Here is a 21899-nt window from a genome sequence, read left to right as displayed (position 1 = left end):
GTCCTGCGTGGGACACGCCACGCGCACGATCTGGCAGCCGGACGCGGTGAGCTCCGCGATCTGCTGCAAAGTGGCGCCGATGTCCGACGTACGCGTGGTCGTCATGGACTGCACGGAGACGGGCGCGTCCCCGCCCACCGCCACGGATCCGACCTGGATCTGCCGGCTCTTCCGGCGTTCGGCGAGCTTGGTCGGAACGGACGGCATGCCGAGAGAAATCGCAGTCATCTGCTGTGCAACCCCATGTCGTGGATCAAGGTCGGTCCCGTAGGCAGCGGGCTCCGACCCTTGAGATTACGGCACCGACATGAACGAAAGCACACGGCGCCGCGAAGGCCCCCTGGAGCGGAGGTGTTCTCCGCCCCAGGGGGCCTGTGGTCACGCGGAGGTCTGCACGAAGAAGTGCCGGGACACCGGCAGGAGACTGGAAGGTGCCCCGGGCGTCCACCGTGATCACCACGCGGCGTTCAGGTGGTGCATCAGTCGTACATCCGGCTGTCCATCGAGGGCCGGCGAGCCTGAGGCTCCTGCGCTGGACCTGGGCGGCATCCGGTGCCTCATTGTCGACGGCGGCCGGGAGCGGGCCGGCCCGTGCCCGGCCCGCTGCCGGCCGTCAGGAGATGCGCACGGGATTGACGACGTCCGCGACCAGCACCAGCAGGGTGAAGCAGATGAAGATCCCGGCCACCACGTACGCCACCGGCATCAGCTTCGCCACGTCGAACGGACCCGGGTCCGGCCGGCGCAGGACCTTGGCGATGTTGCGGCGCAGGGACTCCCACAGGGCGCCCGCGATATGGCCGCCGTCGAGCGGCAGCAGCGGGAGCATGTTGAACAGGAACAGGGAGAGGTTGAAGCCGGCGACCAGCATGACGGCCATGGCCAGCTGCTGGGTCGGCGGGATGTCCAGGGTGAAGATCTCGCCGCCGACGCGGGCCGCGCCGACCACGCCCATCGGGGAGTCCGGTTCGCGCGGGGCGCCGTCGAAGGCGGCGTCCCACAGGGCGGGGATCTTGCCGGGGAGGGCGACGAGGGAGTCGACGGCCTCGCCGACCCGGTCGGTCATCCAGGTGACGGACTCGCCGAAGTCCTGCTTCACGACGCCGGTGGCCGCGCTGAAGCCGAGGAAGCCGGCGGAGACGTACTGGCGCTCGACGATCTGTCCGCTGGAGTCCTTCTTCGCGACCTGGTTGGTGGCGATCTTCGCGTGCAGGGTCACCTCCTCACCCTTGCGGTCGACGACGATCGGCACCTCCTTGCCGGGGTTGGCGCGGATCAGGTCGGAGAGGTGGTTCCAGTCGTCCGTCGCGACGCCGTCGAAGGAGACGATCTTGTCGCCCGCCTTGAGGCCCGCGGCGGCGGCCGGGGACGCCGGGTCGGACTTCTTGCAGTCGTCGCGGTTCTCGCTCTGCGCGATGACGCACTGGGAGACGGAGCTGACGGTGGTGGTCTGCTGGGTGATGCCGAAGCCCATCAGGACGGTGAGGAACAGCGCCACCGCCAGGATCAGGTTCATGAAGGGGCCCGCGAACATCACGATCACGCGCTTCCAGGGCGCGCGCGTGTAGAACAGCCGGGTCTCGTCGCCGGGGCGCACTTCCTCGAAGGACTGCGCACGGGCGTCCTCGATCATGCCGCGCCAGGGCGAGGTGGAACGCGCCTCCAGCCGTCCGTCGGGGCCGGGCGGGAACATGCCGATCATGCGGATGTAGCCGCCGAACGGGATCGCCTTGATCCCGTACTCGGTCTCGCCCTTGTGGCGTGACCAGATGGTCGGGCCGAAGCCGACCATGTACTGCGGCACGCGGATGCCGAACAGCTTGGCCGTGGACAGGTGCCCCAGCTCGTGCCAGGCGATGGAGAAGAGCAGCCCGACCGCGAAGACGACTATGCCGAGGATGAACATCAGGGTCGTCATGCACGGGCCTCCGCCGTCTGTGCCGCCAGTTCCCGGGCCCGGGTGCGCGCCCAGGTCTCCGCTTCGAGGACGTCCGGCACGGTGAGTGAGGTTCCCGCGCGGGGGGTGCCGTGCTCCTCCACCACCCGGGTCACCGTCTCCATGATCCCGTTGAAGGGCAGCGCGCCGGCCCGGAAGGCCTCCACGCACTCCTCGTTGGCCGCGTTGAACACCGCGGGGGCGGTGCCGCCGAGCTGCCCGACGTGCCGGGCGAGGCCGACCGAGGGGAAGGCGTCGTTGTCGAGCGGGAAGAACTCCCACGTCGACGCCGTGCTCCAGTCGAAGGCCGGGGCCGCGTCGGGGACGCGCTCGGGCCAGCCGAGGCCGATGGCGATGGGCCCGCGCATGTCGGGGGGCGTCGCCTGGGCCAGTGTCGATCCGTCCGTGAACTCAACCATCGAGTGGACATACGACTGGGGATGCACGACCACCTCAATGCGGTCGAAGGGAATGTCGTAGAGCAGGTGTGCCTCGATGACCTCCAGGCCCTTGTTGACGAGGGTCGCGGAGTTGATCGTGATCACCGGCCCCATGGCCCAGGTCGGGTGGGCGAGGGCGTCCTCGACGGTGACCTGCGCCAGTTCCTCCTTGGTGCGGCCACGGAAGGGGCCGCCGGAGGCGGTGACGACGAGTTTGCGCACGTCGGCGCGGGTGCCGGCGGCCAGGGCCTGGAACAGGGCGGCGTGCTCGGAGTCGACCGGGATGATCTGTCCGGGCTTGGCGAGGGCCTTGACGAGCGGGCCGCCCACGATGAGCGACTCCTTGTTGGCGAGTGCGAGGGTGCGGCCCGCCTCCAGGGCGGCCAGGGTCGGGGCGAGTCCGATGGAGCCGGTGATGCCGTTCAGGACGGTGTGGCAGTCGGAGGCGGCGAGCTGCGTGGCCGCGTCCGGTCCGGCGAGGATCTCGGGGAGCGGTTCGCCCGTGCCGTACCAGGAGGCGAGCGCCTCGCGCAGCGCCGGTACGACGTCCTCGCGGGCGACGGCGACCGTGCGCGCCTTCAGCCGGTGGGCCTGCTCGGCGAGGAGGGCCACCCGGCCGCCGTTGGCGGACAGGCCGGTGACCCGGAACCGGTCGGGGTTGCGCAGTACGAGGTCGATGGCCTGGGTGCCGATCGACCCGGTGGAGCCGAGGATCACCACGTCCTTCGGGCCGTCTCCCGCCACGGGGTCGTAGACGAGGTGCGGGTCGGCGAGGGGGGCTGGACTGTCGCTCATCCCCCCATTGTGGCCGCAACGGCACCGCGAGAGGACAGCGCGTCCCTCGGGCGGGTTCCTCGGCAGACCGTGTCAGTCCGGGGAACGAAATCTCCCTTTGTGAAGTCTTGGTGAAGATCCCGTGATAAACAATTCACTCCTGGCCGGCGGAGGTCCGGCCGGTGGACGACATCCTGGGGGGATCTCTCATGCGCATACGCGCTCTGCTGCCCGCGCTCGCGGGCGCCGCGGCCCTGACCGCCACCGTCTTCAGCGTCCCGGCCGAGGCCGCCGGTGGCGTCGTCATCCGCCACGTGTGGTTCGACAGCCCCGGCTCGGACACCGGCTCCAACTCCAGCCTCAACGGCGAGTGGGTGGAGATCAAGAACACCAGTGGGTCCGCGATCTCGCTCAAGGGCTGGATCCTGAAGGACAAGGCGAATCACAAGTACGTCTTCCCGAACGTCAGGATCGGCGCGGGCAAGACGATGAAGGTGAAGACGGGCAGCGGTTCGGACACCACGTCGACCAAGTACCAGGACCGCGGCTGGTACGTCTGGAACAACACCAGCGACACGGCCACCCTGACCAAGGCGAGCGGCACCAAGGCCGACTCCTGTTCCTGGACGACGCGGGATCCGAGCGACAAGTACTGCTGAGGGGCCTACCGGATCGGGCGGTGCACGTTCTCCCGCTGCGACGGTCCGGGGGTCGCCTCCGCGATCCACGGGCCGTCCCCGGACGGGTCGACGATGCCCTCCTCCAGCCATGTGTACGTGCCCGACAGCACGCCCTTGACCACCTTCCGGTCGAGGTCGTCGGTGTTGGTCCACAGCCGGCCGAAGAGCTCCTCGACGCGGATGCGGGCCTGGCGGCAGAAGACGTCGGCGAGCTGGTAGGCCTCGCGGCCGTGGTCGCCCTGGCCGCGCAGGAGTTCGGCACGGACGCAGGCGGCGCTCATCGCGAACAGTTCGGCACCGATGTCGACGATCCGGCCCAGGAAGCCCTGCTTGGACTCCATCCGGCCCTGCCAGCGGGACATGGCGTAGAAGGTGGAGCGGGCCAGCTTGCGCGCGGTGCGCTCGACGTAGCGCAGGTGCGGGGAGAGGTCGACATGGCCCGACGGGTGGAACTCGCTGTACGAGCGCGGGAGCTGTCCCGGGCCCGCGACCAGCTTCGGCAGCCACTTGGCGTAGAAGACCCCGGCCTGCGCGCCTGCCCTCGCCTTGTCCTGCAGGGACTTGTCCGGGTCGATCAGGTCGCCCGCGACCGACAGATGGGCGTCGACCGCCTCACGGGCGATCAGCAGGTGCATGATCTCGGTCGAGCCCTCGAAGATGCGGTTGATGCGCAGGTCGCGCAGCACCTGCTCGGCGGCGACCGGACGCTCCCCGCGGGCGGCCAGGGACGCCGCCGTCTCGAAGCCGCGGCCACCGCGGATCTGGACGAGTTCGTCGGCCATCAGCCAGGCCATCTCGGAGGCGTACAGCTTGGCGAGCGCGCCTTCGATACGGATGTCGTTGCGGTCCTCGTCGGCCATCTGTGAGGCCAGGTCGGTCACCGCCTCCAGGGCGAAGGTGGTGGCCGCGATGAAGGAGATCTTCGACCCGACCGCCTCGTGGTGGGCGATCGGCTTGCCCCACTGCTCGCGCGCCGCCGACCACTCCCGGGCGATCTTCAGGCACCACTTGCCGGCGGCGACGCAGGAGGCGGGCAGGGACAGCCGCCCGGTGTTCAGTGTGGTCAGCGCGATCTTCAGCCCCTGGCCCTCCTCACCGATGCGGTTGGCGGCGGGGACGCGGACCTGGTGGAAGCGGGTGACGCCGTTCTCGATACCGCGCAGGCCCATGAAGGCGTTGCGGTTCTCCACCGTGATGCCGGGCGAGTTGGTCTCCACGACGAAGGCCGTGATGCCACCCCTGTGCCCCTCGCTCTTCGGCACCCGGGCCATGACGACCAGCAGGTCGGCGACCACGCCGTTGGTGGTCCACAGCTTCACCCCGTCGAGGACGTACTCGTCCCCGTCCGGGACGGCGCTGGTGGCGAGCCGGGCGGGGTCGGAGCCGACGTCGGGCTCGGTGAGCAGGAAGGCGCTGATGTCGGTGCGGGCGCAGCGCGGCAGGAACCGCTCCTTCTGTTCCTGCGTGCCGAACAGCTTCAGCGGCTGCGGCACGCCGATCGACTGGTGCGCCGAGAGCAGCACGCCGATCGCGGGACTGGCCGAGCCGACCAGCGCGAGCGCCTTGTTGTAGTACACCTGGGTGAGGCCGAGCCCGCCGTACTTGGTGTCGATCTTCATGCCGAGGGCGCCGAGCTCCTTGAGCCCGTTGATCACGTCGTCGGGGATCCGGGCGTCGCGTTCGATGACGGCGCCGTCGACCTTCGTCTCGACGAAGTCGCGCAGCTTGGCGAGGAACTCCTCACCGCGCTGGGCGGCCTCGTCGGTCGGCAGCGGGTGGGGGTGGATGAGGTCGAGGCGGAACCGGCCGAGGAACAGTTCCTTGGCGAAGCTGGGCTTGCGCCAGTCCTGTTCCCGGGCGGCCTCCGCCACCTGGCGGGCCTCACGTTCGGTGACGGTTGGCTTCGTGGGTGCTGCGGACATGAGGCTCACCTCGCCGCGAATCGGGATCATGGGCCGTTTTGGCTACCGACGGGTACTACCCGTTCGTATCTACCCGATCCGGGGCGGCCCCACCACCCCTCGCGCAACCGTTCAGCCGACGGGGACCGGATACGACGCCGTGTCCGGACGGCCGGAACCCCTGCGGGCCCCGGTGCCGGGCGCGGTGCCGGGGCCGTGCCTGTCGTCGGCGAGCGGTTGCGCCGAACGAGGGTCCGGGTGGAGCCTTCGAGGCCGGGAATGGCCTCGGGCGGACGGGCACGGTCCGCTCCCTGCAGAAAAGGTGTCGAAGCGCTTCGACAGCCTATGGACACCCACTCTCGCTGAAGCTACTGTCGAACCACCCTCACCCGCACATGTCAGCTACGCGCACTGTCGAAGCGCTTCACAAAGCTTGGAGAGCTGGATGGTCACCCTCGCCGAGGTCGCCCAGCACGCCGGAGTCTCGGCGAGCACGGTGAGCTATGTCCTCAGCGGCAAGCGGTCCATCTCCGCCACCACCCGGCAGCGGGTCGAGCGGAGCATCCGCGAGCTCGGGTACCACCCGAACGCCGGCGCTCGCGCCCTGGCCAGCAGCAGGTCGAACATCGTCGCGCTGATGATCCCGCTGCGCACCGACATGTACGTGCCGGTGATGATGGAGATCGCCATAGCGGTGGCCACCAGCGCGCGCACATACGGCTACGACGTCCTGCTGCTCACCGGTGAGGAGGGCCCCGACGCGGTGCGCCGGGTCACCGGCAGCGGGCTCGCCGACGCGATGATCCTGATGGACGTCGAGCTGGACGACGAGCGGCTGCCGCTGCTGCGGGGCACCGACCAGCCGTCGGTGCTGATCGGCCTGCCCGCCGACACCACCGGCCTGACCTGCGTCGACCTCGACTTCAGGGCGACCGGCGCGCTGTGCGTGGAGCACCTCGCGTCGCTGGGACACCGCGACATCGCTGTCATCGGCGAGGCCCCCGCGGTCTACGAGCGGCACACCGGGTTCGCCGAGCGCACTCTCGAAGGGCTGCGTACCCGGGCGCAGGAGCTGGGGCTGCGGCTGCTGCACCGCCCCTGCGAGGGCGGGTACGACGCGATGGCCGTCACCCTCGCCCGGGTGTTCGACGAGCGTCCGGGCACCACGGGCCTCGTCGTGCAGAACGAGTCGGCGGTCGAGCCGCTGCTCGCCCTGTTGCGCCAGCAGGGCCGGGCCGTGCCGGAGGACGTGTCGGTGGTGGCGATCTGCCCCGACCAGGTGGCGACGCAGGCCTCGGTGCGGCTGACGTCCGTCGCCATCCCCGCGCAGGAGATGGGCCGGCACGCCATGGAACGCCTGGTCGCCAAGCTCGAAGGGCGCGGCAGCGACGAGGTCGTGCTGATCGCGCCCGAGCTGACGGTCCGGGCGAGCTCGGGACCGGCTCCCTCCGCCGCTTCCTGACCCGATCCACGCTGCCCTTTGGGGCATCCCCTGTCTGCACTCCTTCAGGAGCACCCCACGTGAATCAGCCTGCCGAAAACCAGCCCCAGGTCAGCCTCGCGCAGTCGTCCCCCACCATCGGCACGTTCCGCGAGCGGACCGGCGCGCTGGAGTGGAGCGGCCGCCAGGAGACCGTACGCATCGAGCCGTGGGGTCCGGACGCGGTCCGGGTCCGGGCACGGCTCGGCGGGCCGGTCCTGGAGGGGCTGCCGGGCGCGCTGCTCGACGAGGCCCCGGCCACCGAGAGCACGGTCAAGATCGAGGACGGCACAGGGACGCTGACCGTCGGCGCGCTGACCGCGGAGGTCGACGCCGAGGGCATGATCCGCTTCCTGCGCACGGAGGACGGCGGCGAGCTCCTCGCCGAGCAGCGCGCCCACTTCTGGTGGCCCGGCCCCCGCCTCCACACCGCCGTCGGCAACGGCCACCACCGCCTGGAGCAGCGGTTCGCCGCCTACGACGACGAGAAGCTGTACGGCCTCGGCCAGCACCAGCACGGGCGGTTCGACCAGAAGGGCCTGGTCCTGGACCTGGTGCAGCGCAACGCCGAGGTCGGCATCCCGGTGCTCACCTCCAGCCGCGGCTACACCCTGCTGTGGAACAACCCGGCGATCGGCCGCGTCGAGCTGGCGCACAACGGCACCCGCTGGGTGGCGGACTCGGCCCGCCAGATCGACTACTGGATCACCGCGGGCGCCCCGGCCGACGCACAGCGCCGCTACAGCGCGGTGACCGGCCGTACGCCGATGCTGCCCGAGTGGGCGGCGGGCTTCTGGCAGTGCAAGCTGCGCTACCGCACGCAGGACGAGCTCCTCGCCGTGGCCCGGGAGTACAAGCGGCGGAACCTGCCGATCGACGCCATCGTCTGCGACTTCTTCCACTGGACGCACCTGGGCGAGTGGAAGTTCGACCCGAAGGAGTGGCCGGACCCGGCGGCGATGGTGCGGGAGCTGGAGGAGCTCGGCATCAAGCTGGTGGTGAGCGTCTGGCCGTCGGTCTCCCCGCTGAGCGAGAACCACCAGCTCATGGAGATGAAGGGCTACTTCATCGGCACCCAGTACGGCCCGATGGCGCACGCCGACTGGCCGGACAAGGAGGTCGCCTCCACCGTCCAGGTCGCCTTCTACGACGCCACCAACCCGGACGCCCGGGAGTTCGTGTGGTCGAAGGTGAAGGAGAACTACCTCGACCCGTACGGCATCACGGCGTTCTGGCTGGACGCCTGCGAGCCGGAGCTGAAGCCGGGATTCCAGGAGAACCTGCGCTACTGGGCGGGGCCGGGCCTGGAGGTCGGCAACATCTACCCGGCCGAGAACTCCCGCACCTTCCACGAAGGCCTGGTGGCCGCCGGTGAGACCGAGGTCATCACCCTCAACCGCTCGGCGTGGGCGGGCAGTCAGCGCTACGGCGCCGCCCTGTGGTCCGGCGACATCGGCACCGACTTCCCCACCCTGCGCCGGCAGATCGCGGCCGGCCTCAACACCGCCCTGTCCGGCATCCCCTGGTGGAACACGGACATCGGCGGCTTCCACGGCGGCGACCCGGAGGACCCCGCCTACCGCGAGGTCATGGTCCGCTGGTTCCAGTTCGGCGCGCTGTCCCCGCTGATGCGCCTGCACGGCTTCCGGGACCCCGGCATGCCGCTCGGCCCGGAGATGACCGGCGGCCCGAACGAGGTGTGGTCGTACGGCGAGGAGGCCGGCGCGATCCTGGAGAAGTACCTGCGGCTGCGTGAGCGCCTGAAGCCGTACGTGCTGGACGTGATGCGCGCGGCCCACGAGGAGGGCCTGCCGGTCATGCGTCCGCTGTTCCTGGAGTTCCCCGAGGACCAGACGGCCTGGTCGGTCGACGACTCCTACCTCTTCGGCCCGGACCTGCTGGTGGCCCCGGTACTGACGGCGGGCGCCACGGCCCGTACGGCGTACCTGCCGGCGGGCGCGCGCTGGACGGACGCGTGGACGGGTGAGACGTACGAGGGCGGTACGACCGTCACGGTCGACGCCCCGCTGGACCGCATCCCGCTGTTCCTGCGGGACGGGGCACGGCTGCCTGTAGCGGAGTAGCAGCCCCGGATGCGGCGGGGCGGCCGGTCCCGGAGCGGCGGGACCGGCCGCCCGTCGGCGTCAACGCGCCGTTCCGGCAAGCCCGTTCGGCCAGTAGTGTCCCCTGGGCCCCGCCAACCCGCCTTCGAAGGGTGTCGTTCCCGTGTCCGTGACCCCGCTCCCCCTCACCCTGGCCAATCTGCTGCTCCTGCCGCGGTCGGGCTCCCGGCGTACCCCCTACCGGGTCTTCGACCGTCTCCTCGCCGAGTCCGGGCGGGCGGAGGGGGACGAGGCCTTCGTGGACGACTTCCGGCGCCTGCTGGGGTGGTGGGCCGACGCCCCTGGCCTGACCCCGGTCGGCTGGCGGTCCGCGCAGTTCCATGTCGGCAGGCACCTGGCGAACCGGGCCCGCGTACGCCGGCTGATCGGCGAGCGTCCCGAGATCGAGCAGGAGCCGATCGAGAGGCCGGTGTTCGTCGTGGGCCTGCCGCGCACCGCGACCACCGTCACGCACGGCGTGCTGTCGATCTCGTCCGAGCACCGGTGTCCCCTGCTGTGGGAGCTGCTCACGCCGGACCTGGAGTTACCGCCCCGGCAGCGGCGGAAGGCGATCGCGACCGCCCGCGGTATGGTCCGCGGCACCCACCTGTTCGCCCCGCGCTTCCGTGACATCCACCCGATGGCCGCCGAGGGCCCCGAGGAGTGCACCTTCGCCCTCCCGCACTCCCTGATGCCGCTGTCCCAGGCCCTGCTGCCCGCGTACGTGGACTGGCACTGCGCGCGGGACTTCGTCCCCGACTACCGGTACCTCAAGCAGGTGTTCCAGGTCCTCCAGCACGGCCGTCCCCGCCGCCGCTGGATGCTGAAGTCGCCCATGCACCTGGAGAACCTCGACGCGCTGCGGACCGTCTTCCCCGACGCCACGATCGTGTGGTGCCACCGCGACCCGGTCACCGCCGTGGCGTCCTTCTGCAGCCTGATCGAGCACGGCATGGCCGTCAGCACCCGCCCCCTCGACCTGCCCGGCATCGGACAGACCTGGCTGCGCCTGCTGAGCCGCGCCATGGAGCGGGGCCTTGCGGCCCGTGCCGCCATCCCGCCCGGGGACCTGGTCGACGTCCCGTACTCCTGGCTCGGCTCCGATCCGGCCACGGGCGCCCCCAAGCTCTACGCGGCCGTCGGCGCCCGCTGGACCGAGGCGGACGCGGCCCGCCTCCCCGCGGTCACCGCCCGCCCGAAGGGCACCCGCCGTCACACCTACGACCTGGCCCGCTACGGTCTGACCCGCTCCGACGTGGAGTCGGCGTTCGCCGGCTACGACGCGCTGCGGGCCGAGGCCGACCGCGCCTGACGGTCGTCCCCGGCCCTGGTGTGACGGTCAGCTACCGCTGACGGTCAGGTTGTTGGTGGTGAAGTTCAGGCCGCCGTTCGACGAGGTGATCTCGTAGCCGAACTGCACGTCGCCGATGGTCTCATTGCCGAACCAGCCCTTGGTGTCCTTGATCCACTTCAGGATGGGCAGGATGTTGACGGTGCCGGAGGTCGAGTTGGAGGTGCGCACGAACGAGAAGACCTCGTTCGCACCGTTGTTGCCCTTGTAGACGGTCCAGGTGTGACCGCCGAGCGTGACATTGCCCTGCGAGGAGCCGAGGGGGCCGACGGCTCCGGTCTTGTTGACCCAGAGCATGATCTCGTAGTCGTAGTCGGTGTCCCAGATGTCGTACGACGTGTTGTACGCGCCGGACGACGGCACCGTGACGTTGTAGCTGCTGGAGAGCGAGCCGAGCGAGGTGATCGTCTTGTTGATCACCTTCTTGGAGTTGGGGTACGACTTGATGCCACCGGTGTTGGGGTGGTTGGCCCAGACGCCCCAGTTGGTACCGGAGTTGGCCCAGATGCACTGGCTGCCGGCGCCGGAGCCCCAGATGTTGTTGTAGAGCGTGTAGCCGTTCAGGCTCGTGTTGCCCCACTGGTCGCAGGAGTTCCATACGGCGGCGGAGGCGGGGGCCGAGGCGAGGCCGACGGTGGCGCCGATCGCGAGGGCCGGGGCCAGCATCGCCTTGGTGATCCTGCTCAGCGTGCGTGATGCCATGGTGTCCCTTCCATGGGTGGGGGGAAGTGGGGGGGTCACCGCGTCTCCAGACGGAGGACGTGGTCTTCTCCGGCGACGAGGTCGAGCAGCTGTGTGCCGGAGAAAGTCGTGAGTTCGATGCGGTGGGCGCGGTTCGGGCGGATGACCGCTCGTGTCTCACGCGGGCTCCAGGTGAGGTCGACCTCTGCGCCGAACCGGGTGCGTACGCCCTTCAGTTCGCCCGCCGGGTACGCCGCCGGCAGCGCGGGCAGCAGCACCAGCCGATCCGGCGTGGACTGCACGAGCATCTCGATGAGCACCGCCGGGAGGGTGTGGGCGGCGTCCGCGTTGTAGACGTCCCGGTTCGGGTAGTGGGCGCTCATCAGGGAGGCGTGGAAGAAGTCGCCGTCCAGGACGTTGCCCAGCGCGTGGGCGACGCGGCCCGCGTCCCTGAGCCGGGCGGCGATCAGGGCGTGGTGGAGGTGGCCGTGCGCGGAGTCGTTCTCGGCGCCGCGCAGCTTCAGCGCCCGGTGAGCGGCCGCGGCGAGGCCGGGGGTGTCGTAGGGGTTGATCTCGTCGAGCGGCCAGACGCCGTAGAGGTGGCTGAGGTGGCGGTGGTCGTAGGAGTCCTCCAGACCGGGCCAGGCCCATTCGGCCAGGGCGCCGTCGGCGTTGATCCGGTGGGGCGGGAGCCGGTCGGCGAGGGCACGCCAGCGGTCGGCGTGCTCGGGGTGGTACTCGGCGGCCGTGAGCAGGGCGTGCCGGGCCGCCGAGAGGTCCATGGCCGCGTTGATCGCACCCCAGCTCGCGTTCGCGGGCCGGTTCTCCGGTGAGTAGGAGGGAACGATCGTCAGGTGGCCGTCCTCGTCCGTGCGGGTGAGGAAGTCCTCGTAGAACAGGGCGACTTCGGCGAGTGCGGCGGCGGTGCGCGGGTCGCGCCCGCCGCGTGTCTCGTCGTGGTCGACGAGCGGTTTGAGCAGCCAGTCGGCGCCCGCGGTCCACAGATGGAGGGGGTACTCGCGGCTGAAGTGGTACGAGTGCCCCGACTCACCGTCGCTGTGCGCGGGCGCGACGACGCCCCGGGTGCCGAAGACCGCGCGTGCGTTGTCCCGCCAGTCGGGCAGCTGGCGGTGGATCAGCGCGGCGTGGGCCTCGGTGACCTCGGGGAGCGCGGCGGCCGCGGCGGAGGCGGTCTGGAGGTTGAGGTTGGCGTCGTGGGTGAACGCGCCGGACCAGGCCGTGTCCCACTCGCCGGTCCACAGGCCGGTGAGCCGGGGCGGGTTGAGACCGCTGGCGGACAGCAGGTGGTAGCGGCCGGCGGCGAAGAGCCGTTCCGTCAGGGCCGCGCTGCGGGGGCGCTTGATCAGCTCGGAGCCCGGCAGGGCGCGTTCGGCCGGGTCGGCGGCGAGGTCGAGGGTGACGCGCTGGTAGGCCGTGCGGTGCAGGGCGAGGTGGCGGTCGAGGAGGTCGTCGTACGAGGCGGCGGTGAGGAGGTCGCGCAGGGCGCGGCCCTCGGCCACCACGTCCAGCTCGCCGGTGTGCCGGCGGACACGGGTGAGCAGCAGGACCGCCTCGGCGCCCGCGACGTGTACACCCGGGGGGACGAGTTTCGTCGTGCCGCCCGTGACGGCGACCAGGGTGACGCCCGTGTAGGCGCGGTCGCTGCCCGGGTAGCGGGCGCGCAGGCTCAGCAGGGCGCCCTCGGGGGTGAGCACGGCGCCGTGACCGACGCCCAGCCCCTCGGGGGCGCCGGGGAGGCGGGGGTCCAGGGAGAGGTCGAGGGTGAGGTGCGGGGCGGTGACGTGCTGGACGATCACGTCGTCGGCGCGGGAGACGAAGACGCGGCTGGTCCAGCCTCCGCCGGCGGCCGTCGCCTCGCCGGTGGTGAAGTCGACGGAGCGGCGGTAGCGGAGCGCTGTGCCACCGGCTCGGCGCAGCCGTACCTGGAAGGCCGGGTGGAAGGGCTGCACCCACTGCAGCGGGCGGCCGTCGGTGAAGCCCTCGGCGGCGGTGAGGTCGCCGGACAGCAGGCGGTCCTGGAGGGCGGGGAGTCCGGCGGCGAGCTGCGGTGGGCGGCGGTGCCGCGGGTCGCCGTCGGGCCTTACGAGGGTGTGGTGCGTGACGATGACGCGGTCGTCGTTCGGATCGCCGAACACGAGGGTGCCATGGTGGCCGTTGCCGCTGAGGAAGGCGTCCTCCCAGCGGGCGGCCGGCTGCGGTTCCCAGGTGCCGTGCACGGGTGAGGTGGTCATGACTGCAACACCACCACGCCGTAGCGGCCGAGGGTGACCTCGTCCCTCATGGTGGACCCGCTGAGCAGGTCCCGGTGGCTGCCGGGCACCTCCACGGTCACCGCCTCGCGCCCGTGGTTGAGCAGGAACAGCAGGTCACCGCGACGAACGGCCTCCACGCCCGCCGGGATCGCGTCGAGCACCGGCCGGACTCCCGCGCCGGCGGCGATCCGGGCGAGCAGGTCGCGCAGCGCGTCCGGCTCCGGGAGCGTGGAGACGTACCAGGCACGGCCCCTGCGCAGGACGGCGGGCAGTCCGTCGAGTTCGCCGCCCTGGTACGGGATCGTCTCGGCGTCCTCGGCGGCCTCGATCTCCTCCGACCACAGCGTCCCGCGGAAGCCCTCGCACGCGACGGTCTCCCCCGCGTCCAGCGGCCACCACTCGTGCAGGGTGCGGATGCCGAACAGCTCGCGCAGCCGGGCGTCCATGCCGCCGGGCCGCACCCGGTCGTCCTCGTCCGCGATGCCGGTCAGGAAGCCGCAGACGAGGGTGCCGCCGCCGCGGACGTAGGCGAGGAGGTTGTCGATCGCCGCGTCGGTGAGCGCGTACAGTTGGGGCACGACGACCACCGTGTACGGCGTCAGGTCGTGCTCGGGGTGGGCGAAGTCGGTGGTGAGGTGGGCCTCCCAGAGGGCGCGGTGCCAGGCGCGCAGGACGTCCGGGTAGTCCGCCCGGGTGGACAGGCGGCCGTCCTGGGCGCCGGCCCACCAGGAGTGCCAGTCGTGCAGGACGGCGACGTCGGCGGTGATGTGGCGGCCCGTCACATGGGGGGCGATCCGCGCGAGCTCGGCACCGAGCTGCTTGACCTCCTGATACGTGCGGCCCTCCTCCCCCGCGTGGCTGACCATGCCGGAGTGGAACTTCTCCGCGCCCTGCCGGGACTGGCGCCACTGGAAGTAGCAGACGGCGTCCGCGCCCCGGGCGACGGCCTGGAGGGACCACAGGCGGTTGAGGCCGCGTGGCTTGGGGTGGTTCACGCCCCGCCAGTTGACCGGGCCCGCCGCCTGCTCCATGAGCACCCAGGGACCGCGGGCCTGGGACCGGGTCATGTCCTGGACCAGAGCGCCGTTCTGCGCCCCGAGGGGGTCGCGCGGGTCGGGGTAGAGGTCGACCGAGACGACGTCCTCCTCCTCGGCCCAGCGCCAGGCGTCCTGGCCGAACCACAGCGGCATGAAGTTGGTGGTGACCGGGATGTGCGGGGTGTGCCGGCGGACGATGTCGCGCTCGGCGACGTAGCACTCCAGGAGCATGTCGGAGGTGAAGCGCCGGAAGTCCAGCACCTGCGTGGGGTTCTTCATGTAGTGCGGGAGGCGGGGCGGCAGGATGCCGTCCCAGCTGTCGTAGCCCTGGCTCCAGAAGGCCGTGCCCCAGGCGGTGTTCAGGGCGTCGAGCGTGCCGTACTTCTCGCGGAGCCAGCGGCGGAAGGCCGCCGCCGCCTGGTCCCCGTGGTCGAAGGTGCAGTACTCGTTGTTGATGTGCCACATCGTGAGGGCGGGGTGGCCGCCGTAGCGGGCGGCCAGGTCCTCGGTGATGGCGGCGGCGTAGCGCCGGTAGGTGGCGCTGGAGTGCGAGAAGTGCTGACGGCCGCCCCACCACTCGGTGCGGCCGTCCTCGGTGACGGGGAGGGTGTCGGGGTGCAGCCGGCCCATCCAGGGCGGGGGCGAGGAGGTGGGGGTGGCCAGGACGACGCCGATGCCGTGGTCGTGCATCAGGTCCATCAGCGTGTCGAGCCACCCGAACTCCCGTGCGCCCGGGTGGGGTTCGAGCTTCGACCAGGAGAAGACACCGAGGGTCACGGAGTTGACGCCGGCGTCCTTCATCAGGCGGACGTCCTCGTGCCAGGTCTCCTCGGGCCACTGCTCCGGGTTGTAGTCGCCGCCGAAGAGGATCCGGCCCCGGGTGGCCGCAGCGAGGTCCGGCATCAGACGGGCTCCCCGTACTGGACGCCGCGCCCGTTGGTGGCCAGGTAGACGCGGCCGTAGATCCGCGGGTCACCGGTGATGGCGTCGCCGATGAAGCCCCACTGGTGGGCGTCGTCGTTGATCCGCACCCAGGTCTTCGCCTCGTCGTCGGAGCGGTAGACGGCGGTGATGCTCTCGGTCGAGCCCACCTGGTAGATCGCCGGGTAGTCGGCGCCGTCGGCGGCCTTGCCGAAGCCGAGGACGTACGAGGCCCAGCAGCTGCCGACCTTGGTGAAGCCCGCCCCGCCGTCGGTGGACCGGTACAGCCCGTTCCCCTTGGTGCTCAGCCACAGGTCACCCGAGCGCCCGGGCGCGGCGACCAGCTTGAACTGGGTGTCCCCGGAGGGCAGGCCGGTGGCGCCCTTGGTGAAGGTCAGGCCACTGTCCGTGCTGACGAGGACGGTCCCCGTGTCGGTGTCGAACACATAGAAGCGGGTGGGGTCGACCGGGTCGGCGACCGGCGTGGCGCCCTTCGGGAAGGAGGAGATCTCCGTCCAGCTCGCGCCGTTGTCCGCCGAACGCTGCGCCGGGTACCTGGTGCCGTCCCAGTGCACGAAGGACCACAGCAGCACACTGCCGTCGGCGTTCGTGGCGATCGGCCCGGGCGCGTCCTTGGCGATGGCGGGCTGTGCGGCGAAGGGCGCCCAGGTCTGTCCGCCGTCGTTCGAGTAGGCGCCGTTGCCGTGGTCGCCCCAGCCGGCGCGGACGACGTACGACGGCTTCTTCGCGGCCTGCGCGAGTCCGGTCGCCGTCCCGAACACCGGGTTCGTCGCCATGCCGCGCGACGGGGACGCCGTGAGCCGCTCGTGGTACAGCACGCCGATGTCCCCGGATCCGCTGATCAGATGCGCCGTCCCGGCCGGGGGTGAGATCAGCTGGCGTACGGCCGTCTCCTCCAGGCCACGGATCTGCGGGGCCCAGTTCTTCAGGTCGCGGGTGCCGTAGAGGGTCGCTCCGGTGCCGTAGACGATGTGCTGGGAGTCGTACGGGTCGACGGCGACCGCCTGGATCCACCAGCCGAACTTGGGCCGGTCCGCGCCGAACGTGAGGAAGGGGGTCTCCGAGACGTCGAGGACGGCCCTGTCCTTGAGGGACGTCCAGGTCCGGCCGCCGTCGGTGGTCCGGTACAGGGTGTCGATCGCCGCCCAGCGGTTGTTGGTGGAGACGACGACGGTGCCGGGGCGGCGGGCGTCGACGGCGACCCCGCCGTAAGCGAAGGTGTCGGATTCGCCGTCGGGGGTGGTCCCGCCCGGCCTGACCGGCGTGACCTCCTTCCACCTGCCGTTCGCGGTGCACAGCTTGTGCACGCTGCCGGTCGACTGGCCGTTGGGGCCGGGCGCGTCGGCGTACGTGACGTACAGCTCGCGGGCGCCGCGGTCGTACGCGGCGCGGATCGGGACCTTGGCGGCAGTGCCGGTGGGCCGGCCGGGGACGGCCTCCCAGGTGGTGCCGTCGGCGGTGCGGTACAGGTTCGGCTCGGCCGCCGTGCCGTCGGAGTCGCCCCAGCCGGCGTAGACGGTGCGGCCGGCGGCGACGAGGAGGACGACGCCCTGCCCGGTGGCGGAGGGGGAGGGCGGGAAGCCGGGCGCGGCTGCCCAGGTGGCGCCCCGGTCCGTCGACTTCAGCAGCCCGTCGTGCCGGGTGCCGAGCCACAGGGTGTCGCTGTCCCGCGGGTCCACCAGGAGCCGTTCGCCCGCGCCCCGGCCGTCCTCGTTGGCGCCGAGCTTCACGGTGAGGTCGGTGCGCTGCCAGGTGGCGCCGCGGTCCTCGGAGCGCAGGATCGCGCCGTTGCCGGCCCAGGACTGGGTGTAGGTGCCGAGGGCGAGGTACAGGCGGTCGGGGTGGGCGGGGTCGACGGCCATGGCCTCGACGCCGAGGAGGTTCCAGTCGTCCCAGCCGATGTGGTCGATGAGCGGGGTCCAGCGGGCGGCGCGGTCGTCCCAGCGGTAGGCGCCGCCGATGTCGGTGCGGGCGTAGGCGAGGCCGCGCACCGACGGGTGGAACAGCACGCCGGAGACGAAGCCGGTGCCGCCGATGACGGCGTTGCGCCAGCGGTAGGCGGGGGCGGCGGCCGTGGTGGTCCCGGCGGCGTGGGCCGCCCCGGGGAGGAACGGGACGGTGGTGAGCGCGGCGGCCGCCGCGGTCCCGGCGAGAACGGCACGTCTGCTCAGGTAGGACGCGTGCATGACACATACCTCGTCTGACGGGAGAGGGGATCGTGGAGCGCCCCGAAAGGGGCGCGGGGAACTGCGCGACCAGCCACGACGAGAGCCGCGGGCGGGAGATGGCGGACAGCCCTGCGGCCGGGAACCGTCAGCCCTTGACGGCACCCGTGAGCATGCCCTTCTTGAAGTGCTTCTGGACGAAGGGCGACAGGACGGCGACCGGGAGGAGGGCGAGCACCATGACCGCCATCTGGATGGAGAGCGGCGAGAGCTGACCGGTGTTGATCTGGGCGGCGAGACCGACGGGCCGCTGCTGCTTCTGCACCAGCTGGATCATGACGTTCTGCAGCGGCATCATGTCCTGGTCGGTCAGGTAGATCGACGCGTTGAACCAGGCGCTCCAGTAGCCCACCGCGTAGAACAGCGCGATCACGGCGACGACCGCGCGGGACAGCGGCAGGACGATCTTCCAGAGGATGCGCCAGTCCCCCGCGCCGTCGATGCGGGCACTGTCGATGAGTTCGGGCGAGATCCCCATGAAGAACCCGCGCAGCACCAGGATGTTGAAGACACTCACCGCGCTGGGCAGGATCAGCGCCAGATAGGTGTCGGTCAGCCCGAGGGCCTGTACCAGCAGGTACGTCGGGATGAGGCCGGCGCTGAAGAACATCGTGGTGAGCAGCGTCATCAGGATCCAGCGGTGGCCGAGCGAGCCGCTGCGGGACAGGCCGTAGGCGCACAGCACCGACACGGTCATGCTGAACAGCGTGCCGACGACGGTGATGCCGAGGCTGACCAGTGTGGCCCGCTGCACCTGGCCGCCGCTGAGCAGTTCCTGGTAGGCGACGAAGGTGATGTCCTTGGGGATCACCACCAGGCCGCCCGTGGCGTCGATGGTCTTCTTCGAGGACAGGCTGGTGACGATGACGATCCACAGCGGGAAGAGGATCGCGAAGCAGGCGATGCCGAGGACGAGTCCCTTGGCGGCGAGCCCGGCCTTGCGGGGCTCCTCCTCCCAGGTGGGCCGGGGAGGCGCGGCCCAGCGGCTCGGTTTCCCGGCCTGCGGCCGGTCGACGACGGCGGTCACTTCTTGTACACCCCCTGCTCGCCCATGAGGTGGGCGACCTTGTTCGCCACGAGGACGAGGGTCAGTCCGACGATGCCCTTGATCAGGCCCGCTGCGGCGGCGTAGCTGAAGTCCTGGTTGCGGATGCCGTTCCACCACACGTAGGTGTCGAGGACTTCGGAGGCGTCCGGGCCCACCGCCTGGCGTTGCAGCAGCAGTTGCTCGAAGCCGACGGTCAGCGCGTCGCCCACGCGCAGCACCAGCAGCAGGGCGATCACCGGGCGCAGCGCGGGCAGCGTGATGTGCCACATACGGCGCCAGCGGCTCGCGCCGTCCATCGCGGCCGCCTCGTACAGGTCACCCGGGACCGAGGCGAGGGCCGCCAGGAAGACGATGATGCCCCAGCCGGCGTCCTTCCAGACCATCTGGGCCGTGACCAGGTACTTGAAGACTCCGGGGTCGGTCATGACGTCGAAGCCGCTGTACCCGTGCTCGCGCAGGGTCTGGGCGATGATGCCGGCGCCGCCGAAGATCTGCTGGAAGACGGTGACGACCAGCACCCACGAGAAGAAGTGCGGCAGGTACATGATCGCCTGGGAAACCGCCCGGACCCGGGGCCTGACCACGCTGTTGATGAGCAGCGCGAGCAGGATCGGGATGGGGAAGAACAGCACCAGCTGGAGGAAGAACAGCACGAACGTGTTCTGCACGGCGTGCCAGAACTCGCTGTCGGCGAAGACCCGCTCGAACTGCTCGAAGCCGACCCACGGGCTCTGGAACATCGCGACGAAGCCGTTGTCGCTGAGGTACGGGTCGTAGTCCTGGAAGGCGACCACGTTCCCGAGGATCGGTATGTAGTTGAACAGCAGGAGCAGCAGGACCGCGGGCAGCGTCATCAGGATCAGGGTGCGGTCGCGTCTGAACCTGAGCCGGAGACTCAGCCTCCCCGAGCGCCCCTCGTCCTTCCCCGGTCCGGTGGCCCCGTCGGACGCCACCGGGGTCTTCGTCGTCTGCGCCTCGGCCCTGCTGCGAGGCACCGTGCTGTGTGACACGGCCCGTTCTCCTTGCCTCAGCCCTGCACGCCGCGGGTCACTTAGCCGAGCCGGTCTGGTCGAGCAGCTTCTTGTACCAGTCGCGCAGGTCGTCGCCGCCCTGCTTCTTCCAGTCGGACACGGCCTGCTGCATGTCGCTGATCTTCTTGCGGCCGCGGGTGATGTCGTCCTCCAGCTGCTCGAAGTTGTCGGCGAGGTTGGACCAGCGGTTCGGCTCGGTGACGGTCAGGCCGTAGAAGGAGGACTTCTTGGTGAAGGCGCCCACGCGCTGCTGCCACTCGACCATGCCCTTGGTGACCTCGGGGAAGTCGGGGTGGGCGACGAAGGCGGCCGGGTCGCCGGTGTAGTCGAAGGCGCCGAGGACCTCGTTGACACCCTTGGTGGTCTTGGTGGGCACACCCTTCTTCAGTTCGAAGTCGACGCCCTCGACGCCGTAGTTCGTGAGCAGCCATTCCTTGGTGCCGTACGGCGAGGCGCAGAAGTCGGCGATGGCGAGGAGGTCCTTGATCTGCTGCTCGGAGGCCTTCTTGTTGACGAAGGTGAAGATGTTCGCCGGCTGCCCCGCCCACACCAGCGGGTCGCCGCCGTCGTGGGTGAAGATGTCCATGGCGCCCATCTCGAACTCGGGGTTCTGCGTGCGCTGCTCGGAGGTCTTGCCGAACCAGTCGGACAGGTCCTGGTTGTAGACGAGGAGTTTGCCCGCGGTGAACCGGGTGCCGGGCGGGTTGGCGGTCTTGCCGGCCCTGTCGTCCGGGTGCACCACGCCGGCGGCGAACAGCTTGCGCGCCCACTCCAGGGCCTCGAGGTACTCCTCGGTCTCGACGCGGTTGATCAGCTTGCCGTCCTGCATGTTCCACCACAGCGCCTTGTCACCGCCGTTGAGGACACCGAAGGCGTTCCAGGCGGTCCACTTCATGTCGGAGCAGGCCCACACGCCGGCCTTGGGGTCGGTGGCCTCCTTCGCCCAGGCCAGGAACTCGTCCGTGGTCTTGGGGAGGGTCCAGCCCTTCTGGTCGAAGACGTCCTTGCGGTAGAAGGGCGCGATGTTGGGGACGTACGAGCCCGGCATCGGGATCGCGCGGAGCTGGCCGCCGAAGATGGCGCGCTGCCAGGCGTCGGTCGGGACGGCCGCGAGGTTGGGGTATTCCTTGACCTTGTCGCCGGACAGGTAGGGGCCGAGGTCGGCGAACTTGGCGTTGAGGGCGCTGGGTATCTTGCCCATCAGGTTCCAGCCGGGGACGACCACCACGTCCGGGATGTCGCTGGAGGCGAGGACCGCGCCCAGCTTCTCGTCGTAGGTGTTGCCGTCCTGGTTCTGCCAGGTGACGTCGACGCCGATGGCCTCGTTCATGGCCTTGTAGTAGGGGTTGCCGTTGGGCGGCGGGGTGCCCCACAGCGGCGCCATGATGGTGAGCTTGCCGCCGCTGCCCCTCTTCTTCCTGACCGAGGTCTTCAGGTCGGCCATGGCGATCGCCTTGGTGAACCCGGCCGCCGAGCCGTTCTTCGACGGGATGTCCGGCGACACGACGCTGGAGGCCACGAACGTCGGGAGGATCTTCTTGGCGTCCTTGCCCGAGGTGGCGCCCTCCTTGCGGCCCTCCTGGCCACCGCCGCAGGCGGTGAGCAGCGGCATCCCTCCCGCCACCGCTGCGGCGGCGACCGCGGTCGAGGCGAGGAAACTTCTCCGGCTCGGGGAGGCGGAGGCGGCGTTCGGCGTCATTGCGTCAACCCTTCATGGCGCACCAGGACACCCGGCGGGAGCCGTCGGCTGCGGTGTCTTGAGTGGAACTGGCTGAGCTGAAGCGGTTTTCGGAGGACTGCGCGCCGCCCGGCGGGCAGACCCGGTAGTCGAAGCGCTTCGATGTTGCTGCGAGGTTAAGTGAACACCCAAGGGCGCACAAGGGGCGATTCCAAGATTCCTCCGAGGTGCTAGCGATCCGGCAGGACTCCTACGCTGCTTGGAAAGGCCGTGAGGAGTCGGACCAGTTGCGTCGGAGTGTCTTGACACCCACCCCGGTG

At 70.6% G+C, this 21899-nt stretch carries 15 protein-coding genes; 4 read left to right on the top strand and 11 right to left on the bottom strand.

Annotated elements, in window-relative coordinates:
* The 3 genes from NW895_RS32945 to dxr form a co-directional block, all read right to left on the bottom strand.
* Nucleotides 1-228: flavodoxin-dependent (E)-4-hydroxy-3-methylbut-2-enyl-diphosphate synthase (locus NW895_RS32945; protein ID WP_289940339.1), on the bottom strand; the 228-nt coding region annotated here is incomplete at its 3' end.
* A gap of 385 nt (nucleotides 229-613) precedes the next feature.
* Entirely contained in the window at nucleotides 614-1906 is a 1293-nt protein-coding gene (locus NW895_RS32940) for a site-2 protease family protein (protein ID WP_289940355.1), read from the bottom strand.
* 8 nt (nucleotides 1907-1914) lie between these two features.
* On the bottom strand, nucleotides 1915-3171 hold the full coding sequence (gene dxr, locus NW895_RS32935) for a 1-deoxy-D-xylulose-5-phosphate reductoisomerase (protein WP_289940337.1): 1257 nt from the start codon (nucleotides 3169-3171) through the stop codon (nucleotides 1915-1917).
* A gap of 188 nt (nucleotides 3172-3359) precedes the next feature.
* Here dxr and NW895_RS32930 point away from each other — a divergent pair, with 188 nt between their 5' ends.
* Nucleotides 3360-3809, top strand: coding sequence for a lamin tail domain-containing protein (locus NW895_RS32930; RefSeq protein WP_289940335.1), 450 nt, complete (start codon nucleotides 3360-3362; stop codon nucleotides 3807-3809).
* Nucleotides 3810-3814: 5 nt separating this feature from the next.
* Here NW895_RS32930 and NW895_RS32925 read toward each other — a convergent pair whose 3' ends face one another.
* Nucleotides 3815-5752 (bottom strand): acyl-CoA dehydrogenase family protein, encoded by a 1938-nt coding sequence (locus tag NW895_RS32925; protein WP_289940333.1) that lies wholly within the window; start codon nucleotides 5750-5752, stop codon nucleotides 3815-3817.
* A 424-nt stretch (nucleotides 5753-6176) separates the two neighbouring features.
* On the opposite strand from NW895_RS32925, the gene NW895_RS32920 reads away from it, so the two are divergent.
* The 3 genes from NW895_RS32920 to NW895_RS32910 all read left to right on the top strand — a co-directional run bounded on the left by NW895_RS32920 (nucleotide 6177) and on the right by NW895_RS32910 (nucleotide 10625).
* Nucleotides 6177-7193 carry a LacI family DNA-binding transcriptional regulator gene (locus NW895_RS32920; protein WP_289940331.1) on the top strand — a complete coding sequence of 339 codons (1017 nt, stop codon included), beginning with the start codon at nucleotides 6177-6179 and terminating at the stop codon, nucleotides 7191-7193.
* A gap of 59 nt (nucleotides 7194-7252) precedes the next feature.
* Nucleotides 7253-9295 (top strand): glycoside hydrolase family 31 protein, encoded by a 2043-nt coding sequence (locus NW895_RS32915; protein ID WP_289940330.1) that lies wholly within the window; start codon nucleotides 7253-7255, stop codon nucleotides 9293-9295.
* Between the two features lie 142 nt (nucleotides 9296-9437).
* Nucleotides 9438-10625, top strand: coding sequence for a sulfotransferase (locus NW895_RS32910; RefSeq protein ID WP_289940329.1), 1188 nt, complete (start codon nucleotides 9438-9440; stop codon nucleotides 10623-10625).
* A 27-nt stretch (nucleotides 10626-10652) separates the two neighbouring features.
* On the opposite strand, the gene NW895_RS32905 is transcribed toward NW895_RS32910, so the two are convergent.
* The 7 genes from NW895_RS32905 to NW895_RS32875 all read right to left on the bottom strand — a co-directional run bounded on the left by NW895_RS32905 (nucleotide 10653) and on the right by NW895_RS32875 (nucleotide 21600).
* Complete coding sequence (locus NW895_RS32905) at nucleotides 10653-11366, bottom strand: hypothetical protein (RefSeq protein WP_289940328.1); 714 nt, start codon at nucleotides 11364-11366, stop codon at nucleotides 10653-10655.
* Nucleotides 11367-11401: 35 nt separating this feature from the next.
* The gene (locus NW895_RS32900; protein WP_289940327.1) at nucleotides 11402-13597 is read right to left on the bottom strand and encodes a glycoside hydrolase N-terminal domain-containing protein; all 2196 of its coding nucleotides are present in this window, start codon (nucleotides 13595-13597) and stop codon (nucleotides 11402-11404) included.
* Nucleotides 13594-15558 carry a beta-galactosidase gene (locus NW895_RS32895; protein ID WP_289940326.1) on the bottom strand — a complete coding sequence of 655 codons (1965 nt, stop codon included), beginning with the start codon at nucleotides 15556-15558 and terminating at the stop codon, nucleotides 13594-13596. The genes NW895_RS32900 and NW895_RS32895 overlap by 4 nt, the downstream gene beginning before the upstream one ends.
* The gene (locus tag NW895_RS32890) at nucleotides 15558-17783 is read right to left on the bottom strand and encodes an exo-alpha-sialidase (RefSeq protein ID WP_289940324.1); all 2226 of its coding nucleotides are present in this window, start codon (nucleotides 17781-17783) and stop codon (nucleotides 15558-15560) included. The genes NW895_RS32895 and NW895_RS32890 overlap by 1 nt, the downstream gene beginning before the upstream one ends.
* A gap of 127 nt (nucleotides 17784-17910) precedes the next feature.
* Nucleotides 17911-18849, bottom strand: coding sequence for a carbohydrate ABC transporter permease (locus tag NW895_RS32885; RefSeq protein ID WP_289940323.1), 939 nt, complete (start codon nucleotides 18847-18849; stop codon nucleotides 17911-17913).
* Nucleotides 18846-19880 (bottom strand): ABC transporter permease subunit, encoded by a 1035-nt coding sequence (locus NW895_RS32880; RefSeq protein ID WP_289940322.1) that lies wholly within the window; start codon nucleotides 19878-19880, stop codon nucleotides 18846-18848. The genes NW895_RS32885 and NW895_RS32880 overlap by 4 nt, the downstream gene beginning before the upstream one ends.
* A 37-nt stretch (nucleotides 19881-19917) precedes the next feature.
* Nucleotides 19918-21600 carry an extracellular solute-binding protein gene (locus tag NW895_RS32875; RefSeq protein WP_289940321.1) on the bottom strand — a complete coding sequence of 561 codons (1683 nt, stop codon included), beginning with the start codon at nucleotides 21598-21600 and terminating at the stop codon, nucleotides 19918-19920.
* Nucleotides 21601-21899: the final 299 nt, after the last annotated feature.

Source organism: Streptomyces sp. S.PNR 29 (genome assembly GCF_030386795.1).
In the GTDB taxonomy this organism is placed as follows: domain Bacteria; phylum Actinomycetota; class Actinomycetes; order Streptomycetales; family Streptomycetaceae; genus Streptomyces.
Note: the sequence above shows the minus strand (reverse complement) of the source record. Positions and strands in the feature narration are given on the sequence as shown.